The sequence below is a fragment of the Kitasatospora sp. NPDC054939 genome (genome assembly GCF_053610105.1).
In genome coordinates, this window is record NZ_JBSGXP010000046.1 from 37,841 (window position 1) to 52,710 (window position 14,870).

A 14,870-nucleotide genomic window follows, 5' to 3' on the forward strand; every position below is an offset into this window, starting at 1 on the left:
GCGGCTCACCAGACGACGGGGAGCCGCTCCGGCAGGCGCTTGATGAAGCCGGGGCGCCAGGCGAGCTGGTCCACCGGGAGGGCCAGCCGCAGTCCGGGCAGCCGTTCGACGAGCGCGGTGAGCGCGATCTCGGCGTGCGTGCGGCCGAGGGCGGACGCCGGGCAGAAGTGCCGTCCGCCGCCGAAGGCGAGGTGCGGGTTGGAGGTCCGGTCGAAGTCGATCCGCTCGGGGTCGGGGAAGACCGCGGGGTCGTAGTTGGCGCCCTCGATCAGCACCAGGACCAGGTCTCCCTCCTTCACCAGGACGTCGCCGAGCTGCACGTCGGCGAGGGCGATCCGGGGCAGGGCGTCGCCGATGGACAGGTTGACCCGGAGGAGTTCCTCCACGGCCCGGCCGATCAGGGCGGGTTCGGCGCGCAGCCGTTCGGCGAGGGCGGGCCGTTCGGCGAGGTAGATGATCGCGCTGAGCAGGAAGGACGAGGTGGAGACGGCACCGGCGCCGAACAGCGACAGGGCGACGGTGGCGAGCAGGTCGTCACCGACCCGGTCGGAGGCGTCCGGGGAGCGGCGGAGTTCGGCGAACCGGCCGAGCAGGCCGCTCGTGGGCCCGGGGTCGGCGTTGAGCTGCCCGAGCATGTAGCCGAGGTCCTTGTACCAGTTGGGGGCGGACCCCTCGAAGGGCACCGGGCTGGTGAGGAAGGCGACGTCGATGCCGGACATCAGCCGCCGCCAGTCGTCGGTGGGGATGCCGAGGAGCCGGCAGTGCAGCGCGGCGGAGTAGGGATCGGTGAAGCCGTCGCGGAGTTCGCCGGGGGCACCGTGCCGGACCAGGGTGTCGATCAGCCGGTGCGCCTCGTCCTGGAGCCAGCCGTCGAGTTCCTTGTCGGCGCGCGGCGAGAGCGTCTTCATGACGGCGTTGCGCAGTCCGGCGCTGTTGATGTTGCCCATGTTGTTGACCACCTCGGGCGGGATGGTCAGCGCGTACTGGCGGGGCACGCCGGGGTTGGCGGTGTCCTTGAGGCTGAAGCGCTCGTCCTCCAGCACCTGCTTGGCCAGTGCGTAGCTGCTGACCAGCCAGGCCGGGTCGCCGGTCATGGTGCGGACCGGGGCGACGGGCTGCTGTTCGCGCAGCCGTACCGCCTCGGGGTCGAGGACGTCGCCTCTGCGGGAGAGCGGGAAGTGGATGTCCGTCATGGGAGCTGCTCCTGAGCCGGGGTGAGGGTCGATCGGGGGGACGTGCGGTGGGCCGTGTGGTGCGGCCGTGTGGTGCGGCCGTGTGGTGCGGCCGGGGTGTTCAGGCGGCGCGGGCGGCCGGTACGACGACGCCGGGCGGGGCCGGACGGACCACCGCATAGCCCTGGCCGGGGGCCGCGCGCAGCCCCTCGTCGCGACCGAACAGGACCGGGGTCAGCGGGAGTTGGATGTGGTAGCAGCTGACCGAGCTGGGCACGCCGAGGATCGCGGGGGTGTCCAGGAAGAACGGCAGTTCCGCGGCGATGTAGCGCAGGCCGACGGCGAGTTGGTGCTCGTCGGGGGCGAGGCCCTCGTCCAGGCGGGCGGCGAGGAAGCCGCGGGCCATGCCCTCGGCGGCGTCGCGGAAGACCGGGTCGGCGCGCAGGCCGTCGACCACCTGGCGGTGCAGGCGCCGGTAGGCGGGGTGGCCGGTGAACTCGGAGAGGGCGTGCGCGGTGACGTGGTGCGCGGGTCCGGCCTCCTCCATGCCGCGGGCGATGCGCCGGGCGGTCGCCTTGATCTCCTTGGCGGCCCGGCGTCGGGCGTGCTCGGGGGTGTAGCCGAAGGTCTCGTACTGGGCCTCGACGTGGAGGTCGGCGTGGACGATGTCGATCCGTTCGAAGAACTCACCTCCCCAGCGGACGAGTTCGGATATTCGGCGGTGACTGAAATAGCTGTTTCCCGGACTGACGCCGATCAGCAGGTGGTCGCCGCGCCGCCAGATCCGGCGGCAGCGGTCGGAGAACGGCAGCGCCTCGAATTCCACGGGTGCGGGCGGTTCCGGGGTGGTGCTGGCGAAGTTCTCGCCCAGGAGGGTTTCGCGCATGCCTTGGCCTCCACGGTGCAGGGCTGGGTGCAGGACTTGGTGCAGGGCTGGATTTACACGGCATTAACCGGGGATACACCGGACATCGGTGCGGGAAAACGGGGTTCACCGCTGGGAAGGGGCGGCCCGGGCCTGGTCGGGCGGCCTGCCCCGAGGAGCCGTTCGCTCTTGGTGTGGCGGCGACCACTTGAAGTTACCGCCGCCGTTCCTGATCTCCGCAAGCCTTGGCGGGGGGTTGGCGGAATTCCGCTCCTGCACGGCCGGAATCAGCCTGTACGACTCGGGAAAGGTATGTCCACGGAGGCTTTCCGGCGGCGCTCCGGATATCTCCGGAACGCCCTGCGGCACCAGTGTACCTTCCTCCAATCCCGGTGCGGGAAAAGGAAGGTGAAATACAGTCGGTACTACGACCGGGCGGCGGCCTCGCGACCGGCCAGGACGACCTCCCGCAGCAGCCCGGCGACCTGCTCGGCGGTGGTGTGCGGGTTGAGCAGGGTCAGCTTCAGCCGGACCCGTCCGTCACCCTCGCCGGGCAGTTCGGTGCGGCCGATCACGGCCCGGCCGCTGCTCAGCAGCAGGCGGCGCAGCTCGGCGTTGACGCGGTCGACACGGGCCGGGTCGGCGGCGGTCTCGGCGCCGGTGGCGTCGGCCTCCGCGTCCGCATCGGCGTCGGCGTCGGCGTCGGCGTCCGCGTCCGCGTCCGGCGGGAGGTAGCGGAACACCACCGTGGTGAGCACCGGCGCGCAGTGCAGTTCCAGTTCGGGTTCGGCCCGGACGGTGTCGGCCGCGGCGAGGGCCAGCGCGTGGCAGGCGTCGACCAGCCGGCCGAGGCCGGCCCGGCCGAGCGTGCGCAGGGTGACGGCGAGTTTGAAGGCGTCGGGCCGGCGGGTGGTGCGCAGCGAGAGGCCGAGCAGGCTGGGGTAGCCGGCCTGTTCGTCGTCGGCGGGGTTGAGGTACTCGGCGCGCCGGGCGAGCGAGACGTAGGTCTCGGCGGAGCGGACCAGGAAGACCCCGGCGGCGGCGGGCTGCCAGCCGAGCTTGTGCCAGTCCAGGGAGACGGAGTCGGCGCGTTCGATGCCGTCGAGCAGCGGGGCGAGCCGGTCGGAGAGCAGGGCTCCGCCGCCGTACGCGGCGTCGACGTGGAGCCAGGCGCCGTAGCGCTCGGCGAGGTCGGCGGCGGCGTGCAGCGGGTCGACGGCGCCGGTGTCGGTGGTACCGGCGGTGGCGACGACGGCGATCGGGGTGCCGCCGGCCCAGCTGACCTCGGCGAGGGCGCGTTCCAGTTCGGCGGGGACCATCCGCAGTTCACGGTCGACGGGGACGGCGACGACGGCGCGTTCGCCGAGGCCGAGGAGGGCGGCGGCGCGCTGGACGGAGAAGTGGGCGGCCCGGGAGGCGAGGATCCGGGGCCGGACGCCGGCCGGCAGGCCGTCGAGTTCGACGATGCCGTCGAGCCGCTGGTCGCGGGCGAGCATCAGGCCCATCAGGTTGGACTCGGTGCCGCCGGAGGTGAGGACGCCGGCGGCCCGCGCGGGGTGGTAGCCGACGAGGGCGGCGAGTTCGGCGAGCAGGGCGCTCTCCAGGGCGGTGGCGGCGGGCGCCTGGTCCCAGGAGTCCTGCGAGGGGTTGAGCGCGCTGACGGCGAGGTCGGCGGCGGCGGCGAGCGCGAGCGGCGGGCAGTGCAGGTGGGCGGCACAGGCCGGGTCGGCGGGGTCGGCGGCGGCCTGCGCGAGGAGCCGGGTGAGCCGGTACAGGGCGTCGGGGCCGGGCGGTTCGCGCAGTTCGCCGGCGACCAGGGCGGCGATCGCGGCGGGGCTGCCGGCGGGCAGCGGGCCGCCGCGCAGGACGGCGCCGGCGGCGAGCGCGTCGAGCACGGTGTCCAGCAGGGGACCCAGGGCGGCCGGTCCGTCGGCGCCGCCGGAGAGGGCGGGTGCCGGGGTGGTCACGGCCGGCCCCCGGCGGCGGCGCGGAGGGCGTCGGCGAGGCGGTCGAGCACGGCCTCGGCCTGTTCGTCGCTGATGGTGAGCGGCGGGAGCAGGCGCAGGACGGCGTCGTGCCGGCCGCCGAGTTCGACGATCAGGCCGCGGGCGAGGCAGGCTTCGCGGGTGCGCAGGGCGAGCGCGGGGTCGGCCGGGTGGGCGCCGCAGCTGTCGGGTTCGGCGGCGGGGTCGACGAGTTCGACGCCGATCATCAGTCCGCGGCCGCGGACGTCGCCGATGACGGGCAGTTCGCCGCGCAGGGCGCGCAGCCGTTCGGCCATCCGCGCGCCGACCAGGGCGGCGCGGTCGGCGAGCCCGTGGGCGGCGACGTACCGGAGGGTGGCGGCGCCGGCGGCCATGGCCAGGGTGTTGCCGCGGAAGGTGCCGGTGTGGGCGCCGGGGCACCAGCGGTCGTACTCCTCGCGGTAGACGACGACGGCGAGCGGCAGGCTGCCGCCGATGGCCTTGGAGAGCACCATGGCGTCGGGGACGATCCCGCTGTGCTCGACGGCCCACATGGCCCCGGTGCGGCCGACGCCGGTCTGCACCTCGTCGACGATCAGCGGGATGCCGCGGTCGGCGGTGATCCGGCGCATGGCGCGCAGCCAGTCGTCGGGGGCGGGCACCACGCCGCCCTCGCCCTGGACGGCCTCCAGGATCATCGCGGCGGGCGGCACCACGCCGCCGGAGGGGTCGTCGAGCAGCCGCTCGGCGTAGGTGGCGGCGAGTTCCGCGCCGACCGCGCCGCCGACGCCGAAGGGGCAGCGGTAGCCGTACGGGTAGGGGAGCCGGACGACCTCGCCGCCGCCGGGCAGCGGTTCCTTGACGGCGACATTGCCGGTGACGGCGAGGGCGCCGGCGGTCATGCCGTGGTAGGCGCCGGTGAAGGCGAGGGCGCCGCTGCGGCCGGTGGCGGTCTGCATGAGCTTGAGGGCGGCCTCGACGGCGTCGGTCCCGGCGGGGCCGCAGAAGTGCACCCGGGAGCCGGTGCGCAGGCCCGCGGGGAGTTGTTCGAAGAGGGCTCCGGTGAAGTCGTCCTTCTCGGCGGTGGCGAGGTCGAGGAGGTGCAGCGGGGCGCCGCTGTCGAGGGTGCGGCGGATCGCCTCCAGGACGACGGGGTGGTTGTGGCCGAGCGCCAGGGTGCCCGCGCCGGAGAGGCAGTCGAGGTAGCGGCGGCCGTCCGCGCCCTCGACGGTCATGCCGTTGGCCCGCACCGGGACGATGGGGAAGGACCGCGCGTAGGTGCGGGCGGCGGACTCGCGCATGCGCTGGCGGCGCAGGATGGCGTCGCCGCTGGTGGCGGCCTGGGCGGGAACGGCGAGCGTCAAGGGGGACTCCCGGTAAGTTAGGTAAGCCTAACTTTACTGATCCCGTCGGGTCGGGAGCCGCCGGGGCCGCCGGAACCACCCGAGCGGGTGACACGCTCCCGCCCCGGACAACGAGCCGGACGCGCGGGGGTTACGGGCTACCCTTCCGGCAGCCGATCCAGCAGGGAGCCACCGCATGCCGCACGACGCCGCAGCCCACGGCCCGCACCGGGACGACCCGAACCCGGCCGGGGCGGACGCCGCCGGGCCCGCCGACCCGTACGAGGCCGAACTCGCCCGCACCCGCGCCTTCTTCGCCGTCCGCGCCGCCGGCTGGGACGACCGCTTCCCCGACGACGGTCCGCGCTACGCCGCCGCGATCGCCGAACTCGGGCTGCGCCCCGGCGCCTCGGTGCTGGACGCCGGCTGCGGCACCGGCCGCGCCCTGCCGCTGCTGCGCGCCGCGGTCGGCCCCGACGGCACCGTGCTCGGCGCCGACGTCACCCCGGAGATGCTCGCCGAGGCCGCCGCCCGGCACCCCGGCAGCGCCGAACTGCTGCTCGCCGACTGTGCCCGACTCCCGCTGCCGGCCTCCGGATTGGACGCGGTGTTCGCCGCCGGCCTGGTCTCCCACCTCGCCGACCCGGAGCTCGCGCTGCACGAACTCGCCCGGGTCACCCGCCCCGGCGGCCGGCTCGCGCTCTTCCACCCGCTCGGCCGGGCCGCGCTCGCCGCCCGGCACGGCCGCGAACTCACCCCGGACGACCGGCGGGCCGAGCCCAACCTCCGGCCGCTGCTGAGCGCCGCCGGGTGGGAGTTGGAGTCGTACACCGACACCGACGAGCGCTGGCTCGCCCTGGCCCGGCGGAACTGACTGTCCACAAGATCACCGGCGTGGCAGACTCGTGGCCTCCGCACCCGGGAGCGGGTGCCCACGAGAGGACCGCGAGATGGCGCTCTTCGGCAACGCGCACAAGGTGGACAACGCCGAGGCTCAGAAGGAGTTCGCCCGGCTCCTCGGCCAGGGCGAGAACGTGCACGGCGCGTACCAGCTGATCCGCGACACCTTCCTGTTCACCGACCGCCGGCTGATCCTGGTCGACAAGCAGGGCATCACCGGCAAGAAGACCGAGTACCACTCGATCCCGTACAAGAGCATCACGCACTTCGCGGTGGAGACGGCCGGCACCTTCGACCTCGACGCCGAGCTCAAGATATGGATCTCCGGCGGCGGTCTGCCGATCTCCAAGAACTTCACCAAGGGCGTGGACATCTACGAGGTGCAGGCCATGCTGACCCACTTCGTCGCCCGCTGACCCTAGGGCTTGCGGCCCCGCCAGCGGTAGCACAGCTCCGGCCGCCCGACCTGGCCGTACTGCGGTTCGCGGGCGGCCAGGCCGGTGTCGACCAGGTGCTCCAGGTAGCGGCGGGCGGTGATCCGCGAGACCCCCGCGGCCGCCCCCGCCGCGGCGGCCGAGAGGCCGCCCTCCGCGGCGCGCAGCACCCCGGCGACGGTGTCCAGGGTGGGCGCGCTGAGGCCCTTCGGCAGGGCGCTGCGCTCGGGGGTGCGCAGCAGGGCCAGGGCCTGGTCGACCTCGTCCTGCCCGGTGGCCTCGCCGGTGCGGCCCAGGGTGTCCCGGTAGCGGGCGTAGCGCTCCAGGCGGTCGTGCAGGGCGGCGGCGCTGAACGGTTTCAGCAGGTACTGGACGACGCCCGCGGAGACCGCCTGCCGGACCATCGCGAGGTCCCGGGCGGAGGTGACGGCGATGACGTCGGTGGTGTGCCCGGCCGCGCGCAGCGTGCGGCAGAGCTGCAGACCGTGCCCGTCGGGCAGGTAGAGGTCGAGCAGCAGCAGGTCGACCGGCGGGCCTGCGGTGCGGGCGCGCTCCAGGAAGCGCAGCGCGTCGGCGCAGCCGTGCACGGTGCCGACGGCCCGGAAGCCGGGTTCGCGCCGGACGTAGAGGGTGTGGGCGGCGGCGGCCACCGGGTCGTCCTCGACCACCAGGACGGAGATCACCGCGCCTCCCGGGTGCGCTGGAGCGGCAGTCGGACGGTGAGGACGGCGCCGCGTTCGCGCCCGACGGCGACGGTGCCGCCGTTGCGGCGGGCGGTCTGGGCGACCAGGGCGAGGCCCAGGCCGTGTCCGCGGCCGTCCTGCTTGGTGCTCCAGCCGCGGCGGAACACGTCCTCGACGGCTCCGGGTTCGATGCCGGTGCCGGTGTCGGCGACGCGCAGCAGCAGGTCGCCGTCGTCGATCCGGGCGGTGACGGACACCTCGGGCGGGTCGGGGCTGAGGGCGGCCCCGGCGATGGCGGCGTCCACGGCGTTGTCGATCAGGTTGCCGAGCAGGGTGACCAGGTCGCGGGTGGGGAGGCCGGGCGGCAGGACGCCGTCGTCGATCCGGCTGTCCTCGGTGAGGGTGAGGTCGACGCCGCGTTCGGCGGCCTGGGCCGCCTTGCCGAGCAGCAGGGCGGCGAGGACGGGTTCGGTGACGGCGGCGACCACCCGGTCGGTGAGCTGCTGGGCGAGCGCGAGTTCGGCGGTGGCGAACTCCACGGCCTCGTCGTGGCGGCCGAGTTCGATCAGCGAGACGACGGCGTGCAGCCGGTTGGCGGCCTCGTGGGCCTGTGCGCCGAGCGCCTCGGTGAAGCCGCGGACGGAGTCCAGTTCACCGCTGAGCGCCTGGAGTTCGGTGTGGTCGCGGAGGGTGAGGACGCTGCCGAGGCGCTCACCGACCGTCGAGGTGTTGAGCACCACGACCCGTTCGGCGGTGAGGTGGACCTCGTCGCGGACCGGTCCCGGTCCGGTGGCGGAGCGCACCAGGGCGGCCGGGAGGTCCAGTGCGGCGATCGACCGTCCCTCCACCGCGCCGTCGAGGCCGAGCAGTTCGCGGGCGGCGTCGTTGCAGAGCACCACCCGGTGGGAGCGGTCGAGCAGGACGAGGCCCTCGCGCACCGAGTGCAGGGTCGCCTGGTGGTACTCGTACAGGTGGCTGAGTTCGGCCGCGCCCATGCCGTGGGTGTGGCGGCGCAGCCGGGCGTTGGCGAGGTAGGTGCCGAGGCCGCCGAGGGCGAGCGCGCCGGCCGCGACGCCGACCAGGGCGAGCAGCGGGCCGCGCAGTTGGGCGCTGAGGGAGTCCATCGTGATGCCGGCGCTGACCAGCGCGACGACCCGCTGCTGCTCGTCCACGACCGGGGTGACCACCCGGACGGAGGGGCCGAGGGTGCCGGTGTAGGTCTCGCTGCGGGTCTCCCCGGCGAGCGCCCAGTCGATGTGGCCGAGGAAGGTCCGGCCGATCTGCTCGGGCAGCGGGTGGGTCCAGCGGACGCCGTCGGTGTCCATGACGGTGACGAAGGAGACCCCGGTGTCCAGCCGGACCCGTTCCGCGTACGGCTGGAGCACGGGGGAGGGGTCGGGTCCGGTGACGGCGGTGCGCACCGAGGGCGAGTCGGCGACCGCGCGGGCGACGGCGGTGACCTGGCGCCGGGCGGCGTCCTCGTGGTGGCCGGCGGTGAACAGGTACGCCAGGACGGCGCCGCCGGCCACCACGGCGGCGACGATGACGACCTGGACGAGGAAGAGCTGCCCGGCGAGGCTGCGCACCCGCCGGGGCGCGGCGGGGAGCGTGCGCACGGACATGCCAGACAGTGTGCACCACGGCCGTACCGGCCCCCAGGGGTGTGCGGGCGGTCCCGGGCGTCCGCCGGTGAACTCTATGAACGCAAGCGTGACCGGCGTCACTGCCGCGGCCCATAGTCGGAGCGGCCCACCACCCGGGGCCGCCAGGACAGCAGGGCGAAGGAGCCGCAGATGTCGATCACAGCAGGCGCGCAGGCAGGGGGCAGACGCCGGGACCGCAGCCACTACCTCTACATCGCGGTGATCGCGGCCGTGGTCGCGGGCGTGGTGGTGGGTCTGGTGGCGCCGGAGTTCGCGGTCGGGCTGAAGCCGATCGGCACCGGCTTCGTCAATCTGATCAAGATGATGATCAGTCCGGTTATCTTCTGCACCATCGTGCTGGGCATCGGCTCGGTCACCAAGGCCGCCAAGGTCGGCAGGGTCGGCGGCCTCGCGCTCGGCTACTTCCTCACCATGTCCACCGCGGCGCTCGGCATCGGCCTGGTCGTCGGCAACCTGCTGGAGCCCGGCTCCGGACTGCACCTGACCCAGGCGCTCGCCAAGTCCGGCCACGCCCAGGCGGCGGCCGGCGGCGCGCAGTCCACCACCGACTTCCTGCTCGGCATCATCCCGACCAGCCTGCTCTCGGCCCTCACCGACGGCAAGGTGCTGCAGACCCTGCTGGTCGCCCTGCTGGCCGGCTTCGCCCTGCAGGCGATGGGCCCGGCCGGGGCGCCGGTCCTGCGCGGCATCGAGCACATTCAGCGGCTGGTGTTCCGGATCATGGCGATGATCATGTGGGTGGCGCCGATCGGCGCGTTCGGCGCGATGGCCGCGGTGGTCGGCGCGACCGGCACGGCCGCGCTCAAGAGCCTGGCCGTGATCATGATCGGCTTCTACGTCACCTGCGCGCTGTTCGTGGTCGTGGTGCTCGGACTGCTGCTGCGGCTGGCCGCCGGGGTCAACATCTTCACCCTGCTGCGCTACCTGGGCCGCGAGTTCCTGCTGATCCTCTCCACCTCCTCCTCGGAGAGCGCGCTCCCCCGCCTGATCGCCAAGATGGAGCACCTGGGCGTCAGCCGCCCGGTCGTCGGCATCACCGTGCCGACCGGCTACAGCTTCAACCTGGACGGCACCGCGATCTACCTGACCATGGCCTCGATCTTCATCTCCGAGGCGCTGGACAAGCCGATGTCGCTCGGCGAGCAGCTCTCGCTGCTGGTCTTCATGGTCATCGCCAGCAAGGGCGCGGCCGGCGTCACCGGCGCGGGCCTGGCCACCCTCGCGGGCGGGCTGCAGTCGCACAAGCCCGCACTGGTCGACGGCGTCGGCCTGATCGTCGGCATCGACCGCTTCATGTCGGAGGCCCGGGCGCTGACCAACTTCGCGGGCAACGCCGTCGCCACCGTGCTGGTCGGCCACTGGACCGGCGAGCTGGACCGCGACCGGGCCCGGCAGGTGCTGGCGGGCGCGCTGCCCTTCGACGAGCAGACGCTGGTCGACGCACACGGCCCCGCCGAGCCGGCCGTCCCCGCCCCGGGGACCGCCCCGAGCCGCGAGTCCGCGGCGGTCTGACCCGCCACGCCCGAACCCCCCGGTCCGGCGCCGCTCCCCCGAACCCCCCGGCCCGATGCCGCTCCCCCAACCCCGAGCGGCGTCGGGCCGAGGCTCCCGCGTACCGGCCCGCCGCCGCGGGCCGGTACGCGTCAGACCGCCTCGGAGCCGCTGACCGCCCAGCTCAGGCCGGTCGCCGGATCCTCCAGCACGACGTGCAGATGGCGCAGCTCGTCCGTCGGGTCGCACCAGGTGAAGCAGCGCATCCGGGCGACCAGCGCGTTCACCTCCGCCCGGTCCGGACCGGCCGCGCCCGCCATCGCGCCCAGCGCCCGCCACAGCGCCAGCCGCCCGAGCGCCGAACCGCCCGCTCGCGCGCCCGCCCCGGCCTGCACCAGCACCGGATAGGCGGCGGCGAACGGCAGGTACCCGCCGGTCACCCGCACCCCCGGGGCGAACCGGGCCGCCGCCTGCGGGGCCGGACCCCGGACGCAGGCCGCCTCCAACCAGTCGGCCAGCCCCGCGAGCAGCCGGGTGGCCCGCTGGCCGGGCACCTGGCCGCCCGGCTCCGGCAGCTCCACCGGGCCCAGCCCCTCCCGGCTCGCCGGCAGTACCAGCAGCGAGCTGCGCGAGCCGCCGCCGCCCGGGTACTCCCGGACCCGGCCGCCCTCGCCCCAGCCCGCCGTCTCCCAGGGCTCCAGCAGTAGCGGCACTCCCTCCGGATCGGGCTCCGCCCCGTACGAGAGGTCCTCGCCGACCAGCACCCGGGTGTGCGCGACCAGCCGCCGGACCGGTGCCGGGCCGAGCAGCGGGGCGAGCCGCAGCCAGGAGTGCCGGGTGGCGAGCACCTCCCAGAGCGGACCGGCGTCGTGGTCGCCGATCCCGGCGGCGCTGCCCGGCCCGCCGTCCCGGTCGAACAGCCGTGCGGCCACCTCGGGCGGCGCCCCCCGGGCGATCAGGTGGCCGAGCGGCGCCGTCTCGGCGGCGGCCCACTCCTCACCCGCCGCCGCCGCGGCAGCCGCCCGGCGCAGCCGGTAGATGCGCAGCAGCTCGGGCCAGCGGCCCTCGTCCGCCAGCGTGCGCAGCCTGTGGTCCTGGTAGGTGATCACGATTTTCAGCGTACGACCGGTCCGCCCGCATCAGCTGACTTGCCGTCAGCGTGGCGCGTCAGCCGTCGGCACCGCCGCCCGGCTCCCGGGCCGCCCGCTCGTCGTCCAGCACGGCCCGCAGCCGGCGCAGCGCCCGCCGGCGGTTGACGTGCAGGGTGCTTCGGTGCACGCCCAGCAGGGCGGCGGCCTCGTCGACGCTGTACCCGGCGAGGTCGACCAGCAGCACCGCGCGGGCCTGCTGCGCGGACAGCCGGCGCAGCAGCCGGACCACCTCCCAGTGCGCCTGCAGCTCCCCGAGGCCGCCGCCGAGCGGGTCCGCCGGCGGGCCGCCGCGCTCGCGCTGCCCGGGCAGCGGGGCCCGCCGGCGCTCCTGGCGCCACCGGTCGCGGACCAGGTTGGCCACCACCGTGAACGCGTAGGCGTACGGCTGCGGGTGGCCGAGGAACCGCTCGGGCCGGCGGACCAGCCGCAGATAGGCGTCGTGCACCACGTCCTCCGCGGCATGGGGACTCCCGGTGAGCGAGAGGGCCGCCCGGCGGAGCCTGGGCAGCATTTCCGTGAACACCCGGTTGAATTCCCCGACGCGGCCGTGCGCATCCGGACCGACGACATCCATGGCCCCCACCTCGGAAATCGACAGCGCGACAACTCTTTTGTGACGCAGGTCACATCATAGTTCGTCGTCTCACGGTGCGCAGTCATTCGTGTGCAGTACGTCATCGACGCGGGCGGGAAATACCCGCCGACTTCCCGTCGGGGCACCGCAGACGAGCGAGGAGAAACACCATGTCCGGTCGGATCGCCCACCACGTCGCCAGGTTCGGACTCGCCGCCGCCGCCGCGCTCGGCGCGATCGGCGCCACCACCCTGCCCGCCACCGCGACCACCCTGCCCGCCCCGGCACCGGCGGCCGGCGAGATCGTCGCCGGCGCGGCCGACGCGCAGGCCGTCGCCGCCTCCTACCGGTGCGTCATCACCGCGAACCACGGCTGGCGGTGGGAGGGCAACTGCCGGATCTACTCCGGTGAGCTGCGCACCATCACCTACTGCGCCAACGGCACGTCCAGCACCGGCCTCTGGATCGGCGCCCGGCCCGAGCCCTGGGCGGTCTGGGGCAACTGCCCCGGCTCCACCTGGACCAGGGTCGTCTTCCAGACCCGCGGCTGACCCGCCCGGCACCCGGCCGTCCGCGGACGGCGGGCGGCGGCGCCGTCAGCCGGCGCCCCCGCCGTTCCGCGGCGGCTCCGCGGGCCGGTGCCCGTCCGGGCCCGCCCGCAGGTCCTCGATGGCGAGTTCGCCCGCCCGCCCGTACGGGGTGCGCCCCCGGGCCCGCGGGGAGAGCGCGACGAGGGCGGAGGCGAGCAGCAGCGAGGAGCCCAGCCCCACCAGCAGCGGCAGGACGAACTCCACCGGGTCGGCGCCGGCGTGCTGCAGGATGCCCATCGGACCTCCGGTCGACCGCCGTCCGCACGTACGCTTCCGGTCTGGGGTGCACGGGACGCTACCGGCGGCGGGCCGCGGTCGTCCGAGGATGCCGAAAGCGGCCCGCCGGGCACGGCGCTGTGCTCTCATGGATCGCCCGCCCCCCGGGGTCCGGCGGTGCGGGCCGGTGCTGCGGGCCCGGCAGCTCCGCTTCAGCGGCGCGGGGTCAGCCGGATCCGCATCGGCCCCTCCGCCCGCAGCGTGATCGCCACCGACAGCGGCACCTCCCGGTCCACCGCCTCCAGGTCGAACTCGCGCAGCAGCGAGCCCAGGGCGAGCACCGACTCCAGCATCGAGAAGTGCTGGCCGATGCAGGCCCGCGGCCCGCCGCCGAAGGGGTACCAGGCGTACCGGTGCCGGGCCTTCTCCGCCTCGGGCAGGAAGCGGTCCGGGTCGAAGGCCTCCGGCTTCTCCCAGTGGTCCGGGTGGCGGTGGGTCACCCAGGGCGCCAGCAGCACCTGCGACCCGGCCGGGACGACGTGCCCGCCGATCACGCTCTCGGCGACCGACCGCCGGCCGACCAGCGCGGCGGCCGGGTAGAGCCGCATCGACTCCTTGATGACCCGGGTGAGGTACGGCAGCGCCTCCAGGTCGGACGCCTGTGGGAGGCGGCCGGCGAGCACCGAGTCCGCCTCCTCCTGGGCTCTGCGCCGCGCCTCCGGGTGCTGGGCGAGCAGGTGCAGCGAGAAGGCCAGCGAGGTCGCGGTGGTCTCGTGGCCGGCCAGCAGGAAGATCAGCACCTGGTCGCGCAGTTCGGTCGCGTCCAGGGCCTCGCCGTCCTCGCCGCGTGCGTGCGCCAGCAGGTCCAGGAGGTCCTCGTCGCCGGACCGCCCGCCCTCCGGACGCGCCGCCCGCGCGGCGATGACCCGGTCGCAGATCCCGTAGAGCTCGCGGCGGGCCTCCTCGCCCCGGCGGTTGCCCGGAGTCGGCCAGGTGCGCGGGAGGCGGACCATCGCGAAGCCGCGGGACCGGACGTACTCGCCGAGCACCGGGAAGTAGCGGTGCACCACGCCCACCGCCTCCTCGACGTCCGTGCCGAAGAGGATCCGGGCGACGGCCCGCAGCGCGAAGCGGGACATCTCCGGAGCCACGTCGACCACGCCGCCGGGCACCTGCCGCCACCGCTCGACCAGCGACTGCGCCTCCAGGCCCACGGCCTCGGCGTAGGTGTCCACCCGGCGGCGGGTGAACAGCGGCTGGATCAGCCGGCGCTGGCGCTGGTACTCGGCGTCCTGGCTGGTCAGCAGGCCGTTGCCGACGGTGGTCCGCAGCTCCTCGTAGAAGGCGCTGTCCTTGCGGAAGTTGGCCGACTCGGTGGCGAGCACCTGCTGGACGCCCTCGGGCGCGGCCACCAGGTAGAACTCGATGCGCCGCCCGGGCGGGCCCGCCGTGAAGCGCACCACGTCGCCGTAGTCGCGCCGGGCCTCCAGGTAGGTCTCCAGCGGGCGCTTGACGATGTCGAGCATCGACCCGAGCAGCGGCAGTCCGGGCGGGCCGGGGATCCGGGTCGCGGTCGCCATCGTGCGGTCCTCCTCCAAGGTGATCCCGATCTCCACAACTTAACTGACCGGTAGTCAGTGGAGAAGGGGTCGGACCGCACGGTGTCGGGTGCCCGGTGCCGGCCCGCGCGCCGGAGCCGCACCCGGACGGCCGCGCGCGGGGGCCCGGCCGGGGCGGCGGGGGGCGCGCGGCCCGGCACGGGGAACGGCGACACTTCAAAGAAAAAATACAACAACCCGTCAGCAGGGATTTGGAAGTACAGA

At 74.7% G+C, this 14,870-nt stretch carries 14 protein-coding genes; 4 read left to right on the plus strand and 10 right to left on the minus strand.

The window, feature by feature from the left end; translation table 11 throughout:
- Positions 1-5: 5 nt before the first annotated feature.
- The 4 genes from ACWGB8_RS15810 to ACWGB8_RS15825 all read right to left on the minus strand — a co-directional run bounded on the left by ACWGB8_RS15810 (position 6) and on the right by ACWGB8_RS15825 (position 5,365).
- Positions 6-1,193, minus strand: coding sequence for a cytochrome P450 (locus ACWGB8_RS15810; protein WP_452214005.1), 1,188 nt, complete (start codon positions 1,191-1,193; stop codon positions 6-8).
- Between the two features lie 100 nt (positions 1,194-1,293).
- Entirely contained in the window at positions 1,294-2,058 is a 765-nt protein-coding gene (locus ACWGB8_RS15815; RefSeq protein WP_452214006.1) for a tRNA-dependent cyclodipeptide synthase, read from the minus strand.
- Positions 2,059-2,462: 404 nt separating this feature from the next.
- Positions 2,463-4,004, minus strand: coding sequence for a pyridoxal phosphate-dependent decarboxylase family protein (locus tag ACWGB8_RS15820; RefSeq protein WP_452214007.1), 1,542 nt, complete (start codon positions 4,002-4,004; stop codon positions 2,463-2,465).
- Complete coding sequence (locus ACWGB8_RS15825) at positions 4,001-5,365, minus strand: diaminobutyrate--2-oxoglutarate transaminase family protein (protein WP_452214009.1); 1,365 nt, start codon at positions 5,363-5,365, stop codon at positions 4,001-4,003. The genes ACWGB8_RS15820 and ACWGB8_RS15825 overlap by 4 nt, the downstream gene beginning before the upstream one ends.
- A gap of 175 nt (positions 5,366-5,540) precedes the next feature.
- On the opposite strand from ACWGB8_RS15825, the gene ACWGB8_RS15830 reads away from it, so the two are divergent.
- Both ACWGB8_RS15830 and ACWGB8_RS15835 read left to right on the plus strand, forming a co-directional pair.
- Entirely contained in the window at positions 5,541-6,218 is a 678-nt protein-coding gene (locus ACWGB8_RS15830) for a class I SAM-dependent methyltransferase (RefSeq protein WP_452214011.1), read from the plus strand.
- A gap of 76 nt (positions 6,219-6,294) precedes the next feature.
- A complete protein-coding gene (locus tag ACWGB8_RS15835; RefSeq protein WP_452214013.1) occupies positions 6,295-6,660 on the plus strand; it encodes a PH domain-containing protein in 366 nt (121 codons plus the stop codon).
- A 2-nt stretch (positions 6,661-6,662) separates the two neighbouring features.
- Here ACWGB8_RS15835 and ACWGB8_RS15840 read toward each other — a convergent pair whose 3' ends face one another.
- Both ACWGB8_RS15840 and ACWGB8_RS15845 read right to left on the minus strand, forming a co-directional pair.
- Entirely contained in the window at positions 6,663-7,361 is a 699-nt protein-coding gene (locus tag ACWGB8_RS15840) for a response regulator (protein WP_452214015.1), read from the minus strand.
- On the minus strand, positions 7,358-8,983 hold the full coding sequence (locus tag ACWGB8_RS15845; protein WP_452214017.1) for a sensor histidine kinase: 1,626 nt from the start codon (positions 8,981-8,983) through the stop codon (positions 7,358-7,360). The genes ACWGB8_RS15840 and ACWGB8_RS15845 overlap by 4 nt, the downstream gene beginning before the upstream one ends.
- 171 nt (positions 8,984-9,154) lie before the next feature.
- Between ACWGB8_RS15845 and ACWGB8_RS15850 the strand changes: the two genes are divergently transcribed.
- A complete protein-coding gene (locus ACWGB8_RS15850) occupies positions 9,155-10,537 on the plus strand; it encodes a cation:dicarboxylate symporter family transporter (protein WP_452214019.1) in 1,383 nt (460 codons plus the stop codon).
- A 131-nt stretch (positions 10,538-10,668) separates the two neighbouring features.
- Here ACWGB8_RS15850 and ACWGB8_RS15855 read toward each other — a convergent pair whose 3' ends face one another.
- Positions 10,669-11,625 carry a hypothetical protein gene (locus ACWGB8_RS15855; RefSeq protein ID WP_452214021.1) on the minus strand — a complete coding sequence of 319 codons (957 nt, stop codon included), beginning with the start codon at positions 11,623-11,625 and terminating at the stop codon, positions 10,669-10,671.
- 58 nt (positions 11,626-11,683) lie between these two features.
- A complete protein-coding gene (locus ACWGB8_RS15860) occupies positions 11,684-12,241 on the minus strand; it encodes an RNA polymerase sigma factor (RefSeq protein WP_452214022.1) in 558 nt (185 codons plus the stop codon).
- 170 nt (positions 12,242-12,411) lie between these two features.
- On the opposite strand from ACWGB8_RS15860, the gene ACWGB8_RS15865 reads away from it, so the two are divergent.
- Positions 12,412-12,792: a hypothetical protein gene (locus tag ACWGB8_RS15865; protein ID WP_452214024.1), complete on the plus strand. Its 381-nt coding sequence runs from the start codon at positions 12,412-12,414 to the stop codon at positions 12,790-12,792.
- A 45-nt stretch (positions 12,793-12,837) separates the two neighbouring features.
- Here ACWGB8_RS15865 and ACWGB8_RS15870 read toward each other — a convergent pair whose 3' ends face one another.
- Together ACWGB8_RS15870 and ACWGB8_RS15875 are read right to left on the minus strand one after the other, a co-directional pair.
- The gene (locus ACWGB8_RS15870; protein ID WP_452214026.1) at positions 12,838-13,068 is read right to left on the minus strand and encodes a hypothetical protein; all 231 of its coding nucleotides are present in this window, start codon (positions 13,066-13,068) and stop codon (positions 12,838-12,840) included.
- 191 nt (positions 13,069-13,259) lie between these two features.
- Positions 13,260-14,627, minus strand: coding sequence for a cytochrome P450 (locus ACWGB8_RS15875; protein ID WP_452214028.1), 1,368 nt, complete (start codon positions 14,625-14,627; stop codon positions 13,260-13,262).
- Positions 14,628-14,870 lie beyond the last annotated feature (243 nt).

What these genes read in the sequence shown, in the direction of transcription:
- ACWGB8_RS15810 (WP_452214005.1), bottom strand. Translation starts at nt 1,193, where the DNA reads ATGACGGACATCCACTTCCCGCTCTCCCGCAGAGGCGACGTCCTCGAC.
- ACWGB8_RS15815 (WP_452214006.1), bottom strand. Translation starts at nt 2,058, where the DNA reads ATGCGCGAAACCCTCCTGGGCGAGAACTTCGCCAGCACCACCCCGGAA.
- ACWGB8_RS15830 (WP_452214011.1), top strand. Translation starts at nt 5,541, where the DNA reads ATGCCGCACGACGCCGCAGCCCACGGCCCGCACCGGGACGACCCGAAC.
- ACWGB8_RS15835 (WP_452214013.1), top strand. Translation starts at nt 6,295, where the DNA reads ATGGCGCTCTTCGGCAACGCGCACAAGGTGGACAACGCCGAGGCTCAG.
- ACWGB8_RS15845 (WP_452214017.1), bottom strand. Translation starts at nt 8,983, where the DNA reads ATGTCCGTGCGCACGCTCCCCGCCGCGCCCCGGCGGGTGCGCAGCCTC.
- ACWGB8_RS15850 (WP_452214019.1), top strand. Translation starts at nt 9,155, where the DNA reads ATGTCGATCACAGCAGGCGCGCAGGCAGGGGGCAGACGCCGGGACCGC.
- ACWGB8_RS15860 (WP_452214022.1), bottom strand. Translation starts at nt 12,241, where the DNA reads ATGGATGTCGTCGGTCCGGATGCGCACGGCCGCGTCGGGGAATTCAAC.
- ACWGB8_RS15865 (WP_452214024.1), top strand. Translation starts at nt 12,412, where the DNA reads ATGTCCGGTCGGATCGCCCACCACGTCGCCAGGTTCGGACTCGCCGCC.
- ACWGB8_RS15870 (WP_452214026.1), bottom strand. Translation starts at nt 13,068, where the DNA reads ATGGGCATCCTGCAGCACGCCGGCGCCGACCCGGTGGAGTTCGTCCTG.
- ACWGB8_RS15875 (WP_452214028.1), bottom strand. Translation starts at nt 14,627, where the DNA reads ATGGCGACCGCGACCCGGATCCCCGGCCCGCCCGGACTGCCGCTGCTC.